Source organism: Rahnella sp. GSA61A (genome assembly GCF_019969905.1).
Classification (GTDB): Bacteria; Pseudomonadota; Gammaproteobacteria; order Enterobacterales; family Enterobacteriaceae; genus Rahnella; species Rahnella aceris.
On record NZ_JAHXYO010000004.1, the window covers coordinates 152991 to 168685 of the forward strand.

16 protein-coding genes are annotated in these 15695 nt (G+C 49.3%); 11 read left to right on the top strand and 5 right to left on the bottom strand.

Annotation, left to right across the window (positions count from 1 at the left end):
- The first annotated feature begins 63 nt into the window (after positions 1-63).
- Entirely contained in the window at positions 64-978 is a 915-nt protein-coding gene (locus LC431_RS07155) for a LysR family transcriptional regulator (RefSeq protein ID WP_013578166.1), read from the top strand.
- Between the two features lie 89 nt (positions 979-1067).
- On the opposite strand, the gene LC431_RS07160 is transcribed toward LC431_RS07155, so the two are convergent.
- From LC431_RS07160 to LC431_RS07175, 4 genes are all read right to left on the bottom strand, one after another.
- Positions 1068-1928, bottom strand: a complete 861-nt coding sequence (locus LC431_RS07160) for an aldo/keto reductase family oxidoreductase (protein ID WP_013578167.1) — start codon at positions 1926-1928, stop codon at positions 1068-1070.
- A gap of 136 nt (positions 1929-2064) precedes the next feature.
- The gene (locus LC431_RS07165; protein ID WP_013578168.1) at positions 2065-2421 is read right to left on the bottom strand and encodes a DUF1493 family protein; all 357 of its coding nucleotides are present in this window, start codon (positions 2419-2421) and stop codon (positions 2065-2067) included.
- A complete protein-coding gene (locus LC431_RS07170; RefSeq protein WP_013578169.1) occupies positions 2408-3490 on the bottom strand; it encodes a glycosyltransferase family 9 protein in 1083 nt (360 codons plus the stop codon). Before LC431_RS07170 ends, LC431_RS07165 begins: the two co-directional genes overlap by 14 nt.
- A 77-nt stretch (positions 3491-3567) precedes the next feature.
- Positions 3568-4587 (bottom strand): glycosyltransferase family 9 protein, encoded by a 1020-nt coding sequence (locus LC431_RS07175; protein ID WP_013578170.1) that lies wholly within the window; start codon positions 4585-4587, stop codon positions 3568-3570.
- A 351-nt stretch (positions 4588-4938) separates the two neighbouring features.
- On the opposite strand from LC431_RS07175, the gene LC431_RS07180 reads away from it, so the two are divergent.
- On the top strand, positions 4939-5910 hold the full coding sequence (locus LC431_RS07180) for a LysR family transcriptional regulator (RefSeq protein WP_013578171.1): 972 nt from the start codon (positions 4939-4941) through the stop codon (positions 5908-5910).
- 4 nt (positions 5911-5914) lie between these two features.
- On the opposite strand, the gene mntP is transcribed toward LC431_RS07180, so the two are convergent.
- Positions 5915-6490, bottom strand: coding sequence for a manganese efflux pump MntP (gene mntP / locus LC431_RS07185; RefSeq protein WP_013578172.1), 576 nt, complete (start codon positions 6488-6490; stop codon positions 5915-5917).
- 749 nt (positions 6491-7239) lie between these two features.
- Here mntP and tssB point away from each other — a divergent pair.
- Genes tssB through LC431_RS07230 form a run of 9 tightly spaced genes read left to right on the top strand, consistent with a single transcriptional unit; the run spans position 7240 to position 15685 of the window.
- Positions 7240-7719, top strand: a complete 480-nt coding sequence (gene tssB, locus LC431_RS07190; RefSeq protein ID WP_013578173.1) for a type VI secretion system contractile sheath small subunit — start codon at positions 7240-7242, stop codon at positions 7717-7719.
- Complete coding sequence (gene tssC, locus LC431_RS07195; RefSeq protein ID WP_013578174.1) at positions 7716-9197, top strand: type VI secretion system contractile sheath large subunit; 1482 nt, start codon at positions 7716-7718, stop codon at positions 9195-9197. Before tssB ends, tssC begins: the two co-directional genes overlap by 4 nt.
- A gap of 29 nt (positions 9198-9226) precedes the next feature.
- Positions 9227-9718, top strand: coding sequence for a type VI secretion system tube protein Hcp (locus LC431_RS07200; RefSeq protein ID WP_013578175.1), 492 nt, complete (start codon positions 9227-9229; stop codon positions 9716-9718).
- A gap of 52 nt (positions 9719-9770) precedes the next feature.
- Positions 9771-10187 carry a GPW/gp25 family protein gene (locus LC431_RS07205; protein ID WP_223509552.1) on the top strand — a complete coding sequence of 139 codons (417 nt, stop codon included), beginning with the start codon at positions 9771-9773 and terminating at the stop codon, positions 10185-10187.
- 12 nt (positions 10188-10199) lie between these two features.
- Positions 10200-12002, top strand: coding sequence for a type VI secretion system baseplate subunit TssF (tssF, locus tag LC431_RS07210; RefSeq protein ID WP_112151403.1), 1803 nt, complete (start codon positions 10200-10202; stop codon positions 12000-12002).
- A complete protein-coding gene (gene tssG / locus LC431_RS07215) occupies positions 11993-12940 on the top strand; it encodes a type VI secretion system baseplate subunit TssG (protein WP_013578178.1) in 948 nt (315 codons plus the stop codon). The genes tssF and tssG overlap by 10 nt, the downstream gene beginning before the upstream one ends.
- A 3-nt stretch (positions 12941-12943) precedes the next feature.
- A complete protein-coding gene (locus LC431_RS07220; protein ID WP_037032869.1) occupies positions 12944-14857 on the top strand; it encodes a type VI secretion system Vgr family protein in 1914 nt (637 codons plus the stop codon).
- Positions 14858-14870: 13 nt separating this feature from the next.
- Positions 14871-15386 (top strand): hypothetical protein, encoded by a 516-nt coding sequence (locus LC431_RS07225; protein WP_013578180.1) that lies wholly within the window; start codon positions 14871-14873, stop codon positions 15384-15386.
- Positions 15386-15685 carry a PAAR domain-containing protein gene (locus LC431_RS07230; RefSeq protein ID WP_013578181.1) on the top strand — a complete coding sequence of 100 codons (300 nt, stop codon included), beginning with the start codon at positions 15386-15388 and terminating at the stop codon, positions 15683-15685. The genes LC431_RS07225 and LC431_RS07230 overlap by 1 nt, the downstream gene beginning before the upstream one ends.
- Positions 15686-15695 lie beyond the last annotated feature (10 nt).

The following is a 15695-nucleotide window of genomic DNA, read 5'->3' on the forward strand; positions in this document are numbered from 1 at the left end:
GAGTATCACATTCATATCAGTAATAATTGAAATAAGAAAAGCATATAGAGGAATATACGTTTTATGGATTTTAAGGGTCTCGATTTGAATCTGCTGGTCGCATTTGATGCGCTGATGGAAGAGCGGAATGTGACCCGTGCCGCCAGCAAAGCGGTGGTCAGTCAGCCCGCGATGAGCGCGGCATTGTCGCGCCTGCGAACGCATTTTGCGGATCCGCTGTTTATCCGCAGTGCTTCCGGTTTGCTGCCTACCGCCAGGGCAAAAGAGATCGGTTTGCATGTGTCAAAAGCACTTAACGAACTGAGTCATCTGCTGGCTCCGGACGACAATTTTGCGCCGGAAAACAGAAAAATGTCTTTTACGCTTGGCACGTCCGAATATCCGCTGATGGTGTTACTGCCCGGCATTATGCGGGCGATCAGCGAACAGGCGCCCGGAGTGACACTGCATGTGAGGACATTCACCGACCGCGATGCGTCCGTGTCGATGCTGGATGCCGGTGAGGTTGATGTGGTGATCGGTATTCACCCGACCCGGCCGGAAAACCGCATCTTATCGCAGCCCTTGTTCAGTGATGAATTTGTCACGCTTATCCGCCGCGACAGTGATGCGGCACGCAACGGCATGACGTTAGAAACCTATCTCGGGATGAGCCATATTCTGGTCTCGCCGGAAGGAAATCATTATGGTCTGGTCGATGAACAACTCAGGGAGATGGGGCTGGCTCGTGAACTTCGTCTGACGTTGCCGACCATGGCTGGCGTTGCCGGTGTGGTGCAGCAGACGGGGTATGTCGCGACGGTGCTCAAACGCAGCGTGGTAGTGAGCGAGAAACACCCCAATATCGTGATGACCCTGCCGCCGGTGGCATTGCCGGAGATCCCGTTTTATCTGTTGTGGCACCGCCGTTCTGATGACAGCAATGCGCAGAAATGGCTGAGACAACTGATCTGCGCGCAGGCCCATGAATTGCTGTGAGTGACCAGACTCCGTTAATACCACGGGGCGAAGATTCAGCCACCGGGGAAACCATTCCCCCGCATGATGTGCCGGGGGATGTGTGAGAGCTAACCCGCTATTCCGTTCAGTTTTTCCATCACTTCATCGGACAAAATCACCTTCGCACTGGCCAGATTTTCCTGTAGATGCTGCGGCGATGACGTGCCGGGGATCAACAAGATATTCGGCGAGCGTTTGAGCAGCCAGGCCAGCGCGACCTGCATCGGCGTCGCCTGCAATTGTGCCGCTACTTCATCAAGCTGCGTTGACTGCAACGGCGAAAAACCGCCCAGCGGGAAGAACGGCACATACGCGATTTCCTGTTCAGCCAGGCTATCCACCAGCGCGTCGTCGTGACGGTTCGCCAGGTTATACATGTTCTGAACGCAGGCGATCGTCGTCAGTTTCTGTGCATCGGCGACCTGTTTTGCAGTCACATTGCTCAGACCTATATGACGGATCAGGCCGCGCTCTTTCAGCGTAATCAGCGCCTCCAGCTGCGGTGCCAGTGATCCTTCTTTTGGCTGACGTTCATCGAGCATGCTGCGCAAATTTACCACTTCCAGCGTCTCCAGCCCGAGATTGCGCAGGTTATCTTCCACCGCCTGCGTCAGTTCCTGCGGGCTGAAAGCCGGTAACCAGCCGCCTTTTTCATCGCGTCGTGCGCCGACTTTTGTCACGATGCACAGATTATCGGGATACGGATGCAGGGCTTTTTTGATCAGCTTATTGGTTTCATGCGGACCATAAAAATCGCTGGTGTCGATGTGATTAACACCAGATGCCAGGGCATCACGCAGCACCTGAATGCCCCGTGCTTCATCGCTGATCGGGCCAAAAACGCCGGGGCCAGCCAATTGCATTGCGCCATAACCTAAGCGCGCCACTTCTCTGTCGCCGAGGGGGTAAGTCATTGAGGTGTGTGACATGGAATTCTCCTGTGTGATTGTTCACTGATTGTAGCCGCGGGCAGGTTGTGCAACTATCCGGTGAAATCAGGACAAACTGTACGGACTGGCGCACAATGGCGAAGGTTATCGCGCTGAATTCTGCACAGGACACTGCTTATTGATTTTTGCCCTGAAGATAATCAGGCCAGACGCCCATAAGAGCCGCATCGTGCAGCGCTCTGACGGTTATGGGTGTCACTTTTCCCTGCATCCGGTTTAGGGTAAAAATCAATGAACCGAGAACACCCGTTTTTTCGGGGAAATGGTTGGATGTGCGATAGTTTTTAGGTTTTACCTTGAACTGGATGAAAAAATCGTTCATCAGGATATCCGTCTGTATTTCACTCAGCGAAAGCTTTAACAATGAAAAATCACTCCCGCAGACCTTATTGTAAAAACCAAACACGGTGGGGTGGTTATGTTGTTCAAGAAAATCAATGATTTTCCCTTCCAGCACATCATTCACTGTCATATGTCCTCCCCAGCAATTCCCTGACAGCGTGGTAAACCTCAACAGGCAGAATCGCCATCATGGGATGTTCTGTTTTTTCACCATCAGGACGGTGCAAAATAATATGTTTATCCGGATCCTGACACGGACCGGTATAGGCTGGATTGGCTGTGGCAAAAAGACTGACTGTATTTACGCCAGCGGCCACTGCGATATGTAACGGCCCGGTGTCACCCGTAACAAGAACATCCAGACTTTTCAACAGCGTAACTAATTCTGTCAACTGCGTATGACCAGACATTACGCATATATTGTTCTGATAGTGAGCGGGTAATTGTTTTAAGAAATCATTCGCCAGATTCTTTTCGGATGTTGTGCCTGTGATAATGATTTCCAGATCCCGATCGTTGTCTAATAACATACAGGCGAGTGTACTGAAAAAACATACCGGCCAGCGACGGGTCTCATTGGATGCCCCTAACTGAAATCCAATGCGCTGGCGTAAATACTGACGCGGTAAAAGAGTATTGATCACGGGAAGATGCATTGTCGTGTCGCCAGTATTTTCTCCCAGTGTTTCGAGTAGCTTCAATTTACGCCGGATAGTATGTCCGTCATAGTAACCGGAATAGTGATCTAAATAACGATTAAGTTCGGGAGACTCACTGCCATAGTGGTCGCGTAAAATCATTTTACTGCCGGATAAAACAGCACAAAATATGTCATAAGGAAAGTGTGCGTGTAAAATAACGGAAATATCAGGTTTGTGTTTTCTGAGTTTACATAACAAAGGTAATATTCTGACAACTTTATTATCCCATATATAAATATGGTCAAACCAATCATATTGCACAACCAGGCTGTGATTTTTTTTACTGGTAACCAGTATTATTTTGCTGGCTGGAAACCTATTCTTTAAATGCATGATTGCCGGTGTGTTCATGAGGTAGTCCCCCAGCGCGGTAGTGGAGTAAATGACAATATTACCCGGTGATGTTTCACGCTCTTGCAGCGAATATTTTTTTCTTCTCGTTAAAAAACAATAGATATGCAATATCGTCTTTATTACTTTTATCTTGATGGCTTTCATTTCTGTTCAGGTTACCCGCAACGCGATGATAGGGACTATTTTTCCATTAAATTACAAATAGAGTTTTAGGCTGTTACTCATTTTTTTGTATTTTCAGTAAGCACTTCATCTCTCAGTGCAACGAAATTGTTATAAACTTCATCGGTTGAAATATGAGAAACCTCTTCGTCTGCAGCAGCAATGATTCTGCACGGCACTTTCCATGGCCCCCAGACCTGCGGATCGCTGTTACCAAAAAGCGCCACCACTGGTTTTCCCACACCCGCTGCAATGTGCAATGCACCGCCATCGCTGGTGATTATCTGGTGGCACAGAGACATTCCGGCCATAAGTTCACGAATATTTACGGTATCGAAAGGAACCATAATAATATCTTTGCAGGCGTTGATGATGTACTGCGCTTTCTGGTCATCCCCGGGATGACACAAGTTATCTTCTGAACCTGGCGACCAGAAAAGAATAATTTTGCAAGGTTCGTCACGCGCCAGCCTGTGCGCGATTTCGATATAATTCTCAACGGGCCAGCGTTGTTTTTCTTTTCGGGCGCTGATCTGCAAACCATATAAGGGCATATTGTAAGTGTTTTTTATTTTGTGAGCTGCCAGTTCTTTTTCAGATTTTGTCACCCATAAAGCCAGTTTCCCCGGTTTGGCGTGACAATTTAAAGGCCTGGCGAGTTCAGCCATCTGTTCAACCATATGCATGCCATCCCGCATATAAGGTATTTTATCGGTGACAGAGTCTGGCGAATCACTTCCTATCGCGATGATTCGTTTGGCCCGTGATAATGTTGCCCATCGCAAAGGTCTTTTATTCCAGTTCCCTGCCACAATAGCTACATCATAACCTTCTTTCCGAATAGCCAAAGTGGTGACTACACGGCGTAAAATGGCTTTTATCTTTTGAGTGTAAGATCCTTCATGATGCAGTTTAGTATAATGATGAACTTTACTGACGCCGGGATTACCTTCAAGAACCTGTTTGTTGTAAGAATTAACCAGCACATCGACGTGATGATTTTTCGCCAGCATAGAAATCAGCGGGGTTGTAAGGATAAGATCACCAATGTTTTCCCGTCTGATTATTAATATTTTCATTTCTTTCCTCATTAAATACACTGTCATCAAGAATGTAACTTTATGCCTGACTCTTATCATTATATATAAACTTCATTATCATCATGCGGGTGTTCTATTAAAGGGCCGTCATAAAGACATAATGAAATTTACTGCTAAGGTAGACTTAATCCTAAAAAGTTAGTTCCACGCATAACGTCAGCGTAAAGGAAAGATTGTGTTAAAGATCGTTAGTATTTCGTGAGGAGCTTTCGGTTTAATTAATACCGCGATTCTCTGTGTGTCACTCGGGATCAATCAAATGATTGTCGCGATGTTGTGAGTGTGCAACTATCCGGTTAAATCAGAAGTAACTGTACAGGGTGACGCACAATGCCGATGGATATCGCGCTGTTGCACGCAGTGGTAGAAGTGGCCAAAGCCGGAGGATTTCGTGAAGCGGCACGCGTCACAGGCAGTAATGCATCCCGGCTGAGCGATGCTGTGCGCCGGGCCGAACAACAACTGGGCATTCGCTTATTTCACCGCACAACGCGGGCGGTGGTGCTGACCGAAGCGGGCAGGGCGCTGCTCGAGCGGTTGCTCCCGGCCATGAATGAAGTGGATGCGGCACTCGATGCTCTCAACCGTTATCGCAATACGCCCGGCGGTACACTGCGGCTGAATGTGCCGGTCAGCGCAACCCGGCTGGTTTTGCCTGCACTTGTGCCCGAATTTCTCCGGCGTTACCCCGATATCCAGCTGGAAATCATTGCTGAAAGTAACGTGCAGGATGTATTTCGTGATGGCTGCGATGCCGGTATTCGTTACGACGAACGTCTCGAGCAGGACATGGTGGCGATCCCCATCGGACCGCGCCGTCAGCGTTATGCGGCGGCGGCCTCCCCTGATTACCTGAATGTGCATGGACGGCCATCGCATCCGCGGGATCTGATACAACACCGATGCCTGCGTGGTCGCTATGCCAGCGGGATTATGCCGGACTGGGAGTTCGAACATGAGGGCGAAAGCCTCAGCGTTCAGGTCAGCGGCCCGCTGGTGGTGAGTGTAGGGGGCGCGGTGGATCTGGCGGTAGAAACGGCGGTGGCGGGTGCGGGTATTATCTATCTGTTCGAAGAATGGCTGCGGCCTGCCATTGCCAGCGGCAAACTGGAGGCTATCTTGCAACCATGGTGGCTGTCGTTTTCCGGGCCATATCTTTACTACAATGACCGGCGTCTGATCCCCGCGCCATTACAGGCGTTTATCGATTTTGTGCGCGAAGATAATCTCAAACATAAATTATCTGAGGAATCGAAAAGTAGCCTGTTAGTCGGCACTATAAAAAATAGCTTCGCTGGATGAAGACTCAACCGAGCAGACCAAGATGCTCGATGAGAATTGACGTACCGATACCAATCAGCACCACGCCACCCAGAATTTCAGCCCATTTGCCCATCGCGGCACCGAGAAACCGGCCAAGCAACATACCGGATGTCGCCATGATAGTGGTGGCGGCACCAATAGTCAGCGCCATCACCAGAATATTCACCTGAAGAAAGGCCAGACCGACGCCCACAGCCATTGCATCCAGACTGGTCGCGACAGCTGCAGTGACCAGTACCCAGAAACCGTGACGACGTGGTGCCTGCGTATCTTCTTCCAATTTATCTTTCCTGAAGGCTTCCGCAATCATGCGGATACCAAGGATCAGCAGCAGGGTGAATGCCACCCAGTGATCCCAGCTCATAATAAACTGGCTGGCCGCCAGACCAATTCCCCATCCGATCACCGGTGTAATCGCTTCAATTACGCCAAAAATAAGCCCTGTGCGTAACGCCTCTTTTAGCGGTGGCCGGTGCAGAGAGGCACCTTTGCCAATAGCGGCTGCGAAGGCATCCATGGACATACCGAACGCCAGAATGAGGATGGTATAAAGTTGCATAAAACGGACCAGTCAGGCCTTCGGTAATCCCAAAGGCTATTTATTAATTGAGATGCGCAGTCTGCCACAAAAAACAAAATAGAAAAACCTTTATTTTCAGTATGTTATAGTGTTGGTTAAGAATGTTAGCACGGGCTATATTTGTTCAAAATGCCCGCAAAGTGATGAAAATTACGATGAGAAGCATCAAAAACATCAATCATCATAACGATGTAGAGTGAGTATGATTTATTCAGAAAATCTTACTATTTCAGGACAGTACAGAACGTCACCAGGCCGAAGATCTCCAGTGACGCCGCATTCTGAATGTGATGATGAAGGTACAGGTACAGGTACAGGTACAGGTACAGGTACAGGTTGTGAAGTTATGCGTACCCTTGTATGGCGTGAAAAAAATTATCATTGCAGGTCCTATCACATACTATTTCTTTAAAAAAGAGTTGAATGGGGAATGTCAAAAATGAAATGTAAAAATAATTATCATTTAATATTTCGTGGTATTTCTTGTTTTTATAAAAAATTCAAGCATTCCTTATTATAAATATTAAAATCTAATCTCGATAGATTCTATTTTTTCATTTACAAATAATTAAAATAACCCTGTATATTGTTATTTTTTATGAAAAAAATAAAATACTTTAGCAAAGGTAAATGTATTAGTAAGCAATCGGATATGTGAAAATCTATAATTACTGTTTATTATCACGGCCATATTAATTCTCTCTTTTAAACATTATGGTGATTTATCCGTGAGTAATACACAATATAAATTGAGCAAAGCGCGTCCCCCTCGCGTTCAAATTACGTACGACGTTGAAGTTGGCGGTGCTGAATCCAAAAAAGAATTACCTCTGGTGATGGGGGTTATCGGGAATTTTGCTAAAGATGATTTGCCACTGCGCGACCGTCGTTTTACGCACATTGATAAAGACAACTTTAATAATGTCATGGAAGGAATGAAGCCGGCTGTGGACATGCTGGTGGAAAGTACGTTGCCAGAAAAAGAAGGCCAGATGGCTATTGCACTGGAATTCAACTCTATGGATGACTTCTCTCCTGAAAACGTGGCGATGCAGGTGGAACCGTTGCGCAAACTTCTTGAATTACGCGAGCAACTGAGTGATTTGCGCAACAGAACTGCGAGCAATGACCGTCTGAAAGAGCAACTGGTTGAATTATTAGAGGGTATGGCGAAAGACGCAGAACCTGCCAAAGGGGAAGTAGAATGAGCGATATCCAGGTCATGAATGCTTCAGCTCAAGCTGAGCAGTCCGGTGATTATCTCGATCAAATTATCGATAATACTCAGGCCATCCGCCGGGAATCCGATCGTAATAAAGTAAAAAGCCAGTTGGATAACTTCCTGTCGGAAGTGGCATCAGGTGCGGTCATTGTTTCCAATGATCTGGTGGGTAGCATCGAAGCACGCATTGCCGCCATCGATGAACTGCTGTCTTCTCAAGTCAGCAAAATTATTCAGGCACCTGAATTCCAGCGTATGGAATCTTCCTGGCGTGGTTTGCACAAACTGGTGCAAAGCAGCGTCACGGAAAACACCAAAGTGCGTGTCTTTAACTGCACGAAGAAAGAGCTGCTGCGTGATTTTAAATCCGCCTCTGACTTTGATCAGTCTTCATTATTCAAAAGCATTTATGAAAGCGAATACGGTACCTTTGGCGGTGACCCTTACTCTGCTTTTGTGGGTGATTTTGAATTCGACTGTATGCCGGAAGATGTGCAACTGCTGGAACAGATTTCACATGTTGCCGCCGCCGCCCACGCGCCATTCCTGAGTGCTGCGAACCCTGGCATGTTTGCGATGGGATCGTTCTCCGAAATGCCGCGTCCGCGTGATCTGGGCAAACTGTTTGAAACCTCTGACTACGCCCGCTGGAAATCCTTCCGTCAGAGTGACGACTCACGTTATGTCGGCTTAACGCTGCCACGTGTTATCGGCCGTCTGCCTTACGGTGCAAAAACTGTATCCGTAGACGCGTTTAATTTCGAAGAAAAAATTGATGAAAATAATGAAGGAGCCAGCTATTTATGGGTCAACGCGGCTTATGATTTAGCGGGCCGTATGGTCGAGGCGTTTGAGGAACACGGCTGGTGTGCGGCGATCCGTGGTGTTGAAGGCGGCGGTTTGGTGAAGTCACTGCCGACCTACAATTACATTTCGCAGACCGGCGAAAAGGTCATGCAATGCCCGACAGAAGTGGCAATTTCTGACCGTCGCGAAAAAGAGTTAGCTGAGCTTGGTTTTATTCCGCTCATTTATTGCAAAGGTACAGATTACGCGGCGTTCTTCGCTGTGCAGTCGACCAATAAACCGCGTAAATACGATTCTGAGCTGGCGAATGCTAACGCCAAATTGTCAAGTCAGTTGCAATATATTATGACAACGTCGCGCTTTGCTCATTATCTAAAATCCATCGTGCGCGATAAAGTGGGCAGCTTCATGTCCAAATCTGAATGCCAGAATTTCCTGCAGAACTGGATCAACCAATATGTTGTGGGTTCAGATAATGTAGGACCAACGATTAAAGCAAGCCATCCGTTACGTGAGGCTGTGGTCGAAGTTGTTGATGTACCAGGTTCTCCGGGCAGTTATCGCGCCGTTGCGTATTTAAAACCGCATTTCCAGCTTGAAGGACTCAGCATGTCGCTGCGTCTGGTAGCGGAACTTCCTGCATCGACGGGTGCATAAATACTTAATCGTAAAAATAAGGATATAAAATGGCCACTGAATCGCTTTTCATGCAAATTGATGGTATTAAAGGCACTGTAAGTAATAAAGGTTATGAAGGTTGGATTGCCGTTGAGAATATGAATTTCGGTGTTTACTGCTCAGCTAAAATTGATAATGCTAGCGGTCAGGTAAACAGCGATGGCGTCAACTTTGATGCAATTTCATTTTCAAAAGTAATGGATACTACCTCTACTCAGTTATCCAATATGGTTGCGCAAGGCAGCAATGTTAAGCAAATTGTTATTGTTAAAGCATTGTTCCAGGGTGAGAAACTGGTTGAAGCACTCAAGCTGACCTATAAAAACTGTGTACTGAACAGCTACAATTTCAACGCTTATTCAGAAGGGGATGTTCCGAGTGAAAATCTGAGCTTTGTATTTGGTCAGATGACATTCGAAACTAATATGGTTGAGCCAGACGGTAAAACCAGCAAACAAGGTCCTGTGGGCTGGAATCTGGTTGAGAACACTAAGCTGTAATTTTTAAAACAACAGTGCACGCTGTAAGCGTGCACTGTATTAAGGCTTATTGATGAAGAGCTTATTACAGCAATTATCTGACAATAACCTAAAAGATCAAAATGACCTTATTGAGGAAGAAGACAAAAGCAGCACACTCATTGATGAAATATTGCTGCTTTTGTCTTCGCGCCCCCGAAGTTACCGCATTGATAATATTCCACTGATTAATGAGTCGATACTTAATTATGGAGTCAGTGACGTTTTTTCCAGTGATACGCCTCGTCTTGAGCGCAATGCCATTATGCAATCACGTATTGAAATGGCATTACAACGCTTTGAACCAAGATTGAAAAACGTCTGCGTGACCCCCGGTGAAGAACTGGGAAGTCTTTGTTCATTCATTATTAATGCTGAAACATTCAATGGTGAAGTTCGCTACCGTCTAATGTGGGACGATGTCATCAGTCAATTTTCTCTGCGTGATTAACGAGTATTTATAATGTTGGCGAAAAAATTAATTTCTTATTATCAGAATGAACTCGCTTACCTCAAAACGCAGGGAAAGGCGTTTGCCCGCCATTTTCCAAAAGTCGCCAGACGCTTAGGAATGTCAGAAGGTACGTCAGAAGATCCGCATATTGAGCGAATTATTGAATCCTTTGCGCTGGTCACGGCGCAGATTCAGCAACGTCTCGATGAGGATATGCCGGAAGTGACTGATGCATTGCTGACGGTGTTGGCTCCGCAATTTTTGCGTCCTTTTCCTTCGGTTTGCGTCGTACAAATGCAGCCAGATATCAAAGTCAGTGCGCTGACAGCCAGTAACCGCATTGACGCCGGAACAGCATTATATTCCCGTCCGGTGAACGGACAGGTCTGCCGTTTTCGCACCACTTATCCGGTTACGCTTCAACCTGTCAGTCTGCATAACGTCAGCCTGCATCTGGATGCCGATGACATGAGCTGGAGTCTGAAAATACAATTATCGGTCTGGCCCGGTGCCACACTGGCGGCGGATTCCCTGAGGTTGCATCTCAGCGGCGCCAGTCGCATCGTCAACATCCTTTATACCTTGCTGTGCAGCGAAGTTGAGTCACTGACAGTTTTCCAGCAAGGGCAGAGTCATACGCTGTCGCCGCAAACTATACGTGCCGCAGGCTTCGGTGAAAATGAAGGCTTGCTTGCGGGTGATTCACGGGTTTCGCCCACTCACAGCCTGTTGCAGGACTATTTTTACTTCCCGCAAAAGTTTCATTTTATTGATATGCCGTTGCCTGCTGGCATGGTGGCGGGCAGTCAAAGCGAGCTTTCACTGGTGGTGAAATTCAACCGCTGCATGATAGCGCGTCAGTTGGAGAAAATAGCTGGTGCGGTGAACGAAAACCTGTTTCTGCTCAACTGCACGCCTGCTGTTAATCTTTTCGCCCATCGGGCCGAACCGATTTCACCTGATCACGAAACGGCGGAATATCCGGTTATCCCTGACATTCGTCACCAGGATGCGATGGAAGTCTGGTCTGTAGACGGCGTTTCGGCGATGCGCAAACTGGGCAATGAAACACAGTCCCGGCCTGTTTATCCATTGTTTGGTTTGGACCATTCCGCCAGTGACGGTGAAACCGGTTTGTTCTGGCAATGTATGCGCCGCGAAACCATGCAAAATGACGGTGTCGCCACATCGTTATTTATCGCTTTTTCTGACCGGGGAGAAAGCCCGTTAGCGCCCGGTTGCGACATTGTCAGCATGAACCTGACCTGCACCAATCGTGAGATTCCCGCAGCCATGCGCAACGGCGCTCCTGAAGGCGATTTCGAATCAGAGCTGCCGATTGCGGGCATGAAAATTATTGCGCTGACACGCCCGACGCTGCCGGTCAGGCCACCGGCTAAGCAGGCTACGCGCTGGCGTTTGATTTCTCAGCTTTCGCTCAACCATATGTTGATCAGTGGGCCGGAAGGCGCCCGTGTACTCAGGGAATCACTGGCGCTGTACAACTTTGTCGATAATCCGGGCATTACCCGCTTGATCAACCTGATCCTGCATGTCGAGTCTGGCCCGGTTGTTACCCGGCTGGCGCCTTTGGATCCCCGTTCCATGGCGCGGGGGATGGAGATCCGCATAACCTTTGCCAGCGAAGCGGCCGAAGAAGTTGAGTACTTCCTGCTGTGTCGCTTTATTGATTGTTTCCTGGCGTTGTACGCACCGGTCAACAGTTTCACCCGTGTAATCACCTGCATTGACTCACCGGGTGAAACTCCACGGACGTGGCCTGTGCGGGCAGGAAGGCTGTCATGGATCTAAGCAAAATCCTCAGTCCGCATAACTTTTTCCAACAGGTGCGGCTGATGTTACGCAGTCTGACCAGAGCACAGGGAAAAGACAGCAAACAGGTGCTCGAAGCGCAACTTGATTTCATTTCACCGCTCTCGCTGGATGCGCCGAAAGGTGACATTACGTCGGTAACTCCGCTGGATCAGCAGCGCTGGCAAGTTGAAGTGGCCGCCCAGGGACTGACGGGGGCGCTGGGCGCGTTACCCACGGTATACACCGAGTGGATGATCGACCGCTATTACCGCCATGGGGACAAAACTGCCAAAGCTTTTTTGGACATTTTTAACCACCGGCTACATAGCCTGCGCTATCTCGCCTGGCAGAAATATCACTATTACGCCATGGCAGAATTCAGTGCAACACGGCCGCTGAGTCAGGCAATCCGTGCGTTATCCGGCGTGGCAAACAGTGCGCCATCTCTGCAGCAGGAGCAGTTTGCTGATTTATTTGCGCATTCAGTGCGCTCAATGCTCAACGTTGAAACCTGGTTAAAACACCGCTTTTCCGTGGCGGCGAAAGTCACGCCTTTTACCGGCGGATGGCAGGTCATGGACCCGGCCCAGTGTTGCCGGCTGGGAGAACCGTCACATACGCTGGCCGCTGCTCCCATGCTGGGCAGCGTGTACTGGGATCGGCAATCACATTTTACGGTGACACTGGGACCGGTGCCGATGAAAAACGCCGGTCTTTTTTTGCCAAAGGGCAAGCACTACCAAAATCTGTGGTCGCATCTGCGTGAATACGTTGGTCCGGGTCTGGATTTTGATATTGATCTGCTGATCGAAAATACCACGAACGTCGTTACCTCGTTGGGGTGCGGGCAACTCGGGCTGGATATTTGTCTCGGGGCCTCCGAGGGAGCAGGCCAGCATAAAATTCGTTTACCCGTCTGCCGGGAAGGAAAATAAAAAATGTCGAAAGTAGCAGGACAAGACAACCGGTTTATCCGTTTCGTTGGCGATGCCGCTGATTCACTGACGCTGATGTATATCGAGGGCGATGAACAATTCTCTGACACCTTCAGCTATCAGGTCCAGTTTCGCACGTCGTTAATAACTCCGCAGATGGGGCGTTTTCTGGGGCATGAAATGGCCTGTGAGATTGGTCGTGGCAACCAAAAGCGCTACGTGCATGGTGTGCTGACACAGATTAAAGAAGACAATAATGTCGATGGTATCAGTACCTTCACCGGTACGCTGGAACCGCGCATGGCATTGTTGCGTCTCGGACGTAACCTGGCGGTTTTCCAGAATATTACCGTACCGGATTTAGTGTGCAAGCTGCTGCGCCAGCAGAACATCAGCCACATTGATTTGCGTCTGCGTGCGACTTATCAGCCGCGTGAATACTGCATTCAGTATCGCGAATCCGATTTTGACTTCATTAGCCGCCTTCTTGAGCAGGAAGGGATCTATTACTTCTTCCAGCATGATGCCGGGCAACACACGCTGGTACTGGCCGATCATCCGTCCAGCCATCAGTCTGGCAAAACGGCGGAGTTACCCTTTATGCCACTGCAGGGGCGAGGCGATGGCGTCGGTATCCTGAACTGGGTGGCCAGTTCTTCACTGGCGGCCTCTTCCGTGATGCTCAAAGGTTTTAACATTGTGCAGGCAGCCAGTGTGGAGGGCGAATCGAAAGCCGTGGAAGCGGAATATTCCGTGCCGGGCGTCAGCTACGTGGACGCGCACGGCCATGAAAAACGCGAATTACTGCAATCAGAAGCCCGGCTGAAGATGGAACAGCTTGAGGCCGATAACCAGCAGTTTTACGCCGAAGCCAGCGTGTGGTGGCTAGGCTGTGGCGATAAATTCCTTCTGAGCGGGCATCCTTCCTGTCGGGGAAACTACCGAATCAAGTCGGTTCATATGCATGCATCAAGCAACATTGATGACGGGCAGCCTGATTTTGGCTACGCGCTCACTGTGTTGAAAGACAGCCTTTCCTGGCGTCCGCCGTGCCTCACCAGACAACCTGAAATCGCCGGTATTCTGACCGCCATCGTTGTCGGGCCAAAATCAGAAGAAGTCCACACGGACGAATATGGCCGCATCAAAATTCAGTTCCCGTGGGATCGCGAAAACAAACATGACGATGGCAGTTCCTGCTGGGTGCGGGTTTCGCAGCCGTGGGCGGGTGGCCGTTTCGGCGCCATGTTCCTGCCTCGCGTCAACAGCGAAGTTACGGTCAGCTTTGTGCATGGCAACCCTGATTATCCTCTGGTGACCGGCTCGGTATACAACGGGCAAAACAAACCGCCGCTGAGCCTGCCTGAGGAGAAAAATCACGCCGGATTCGTTTCACGCAGCTCCCTCAACGGCAATGTTGAAGAAGGCCATGAGTTGCGCTTCGACGATAAAAAAGGCGAAGAGCGTCTGGTCATCACCTCGCAAAAAGATCTGCTGCTGACGGTGAAAAACGACGTCACCACCCGTATTACCAAAAACGTCACTGAAACCATTGGTGAGAACCGCACGACCGAGTTAACCAAAGGTAATGAAAGCCTGACGCTCAAACAGGGCGATTATGCCCTGGATATTAAAGGCAATTTGCAGGAAAGCCTGACCAGCGGTAACCATCAGCTAAACATCAGTGGTGGCGGTAGCACGGTCAAAGCGGACAAAGCCTGCGTTATTGAATCGACCCAGTCTATCGAATTAAAAGTCGGTAGCAGCAAAATTACTCTTTCTCCTTCCGGCATTACGCTGAGCGGCACCACGATCAAAATTGAAGGGAAGGGCACGGCAGAACTTAAAGGTGCGATGGTCACTGTTCAGGGTAGCGGTATGACCCAGATCAAGGGCGGCGTGACGATGATTGGCTGAGGAAATGAATAACATGAAAGAAAAACTGCTCACGCCGGAAGCGCTTGCTGCTTACAACCCGCTGCAAAACGGCGCTGAAAACGCAGCGCAACTGATGATCGCAGAACGCTGGGAAGATGCGCTGGCAAGCGTGGCGGCTGATTCTGTGCAGGAGAAACTGTTGGCATGGACGCTGCAAAAGGCGCTGGCCCGCCCTGAATCACAGGAACCCGCGATGCAGCAATGTGCCAGTGAAATCCATCAGTGGCTGGCAAATCCTGATGATGACCGGCGTTTTCGTATTTTCCAGCAGGCAGAACAGCTCGGGTTTGATACCCCCGTTGGCGCGCTCGGCCTGTCACTGTTCTGGATGCAAGGCAGCATGACACCCGCAGAGTTCGATGCGGTGTACCCAGAACCCCATTTGTCCCGTCTGATGCTCCATTGTGCGTTGAAATTGCTCAGCGTGGCGATCGCGGCGGAAGACGCGCCACTTAAGGGAGCACAGACATTGCTTTCTGAGTGGCACGCTGCCGGGGGAGGTTACTGATGGGACAGCCCGCTGCTCGCGTTGGCGATATGCATGTTTGCCCGATGGTGACACCCGGCTTACCCCCGATCCCACACGTTGGCGGACCGGTGACCACTCCCGGTACGCCGACCGTACTTATCGGAGGTATGCCTGCCGCGACTATGGGCTCGATGGCAGTGTGCGTCGGACCACCGGATTCGGTCATCATGGGCAGCACGAAAGTGCTGATTGGCGGTAAACCCGCAGCGCGGATGGGCGACAGCACAGCGCATGGCGGAACCATTGTTGCGGGTTGCCCGACCGTACTGATTTCATAGAGTGTATTGA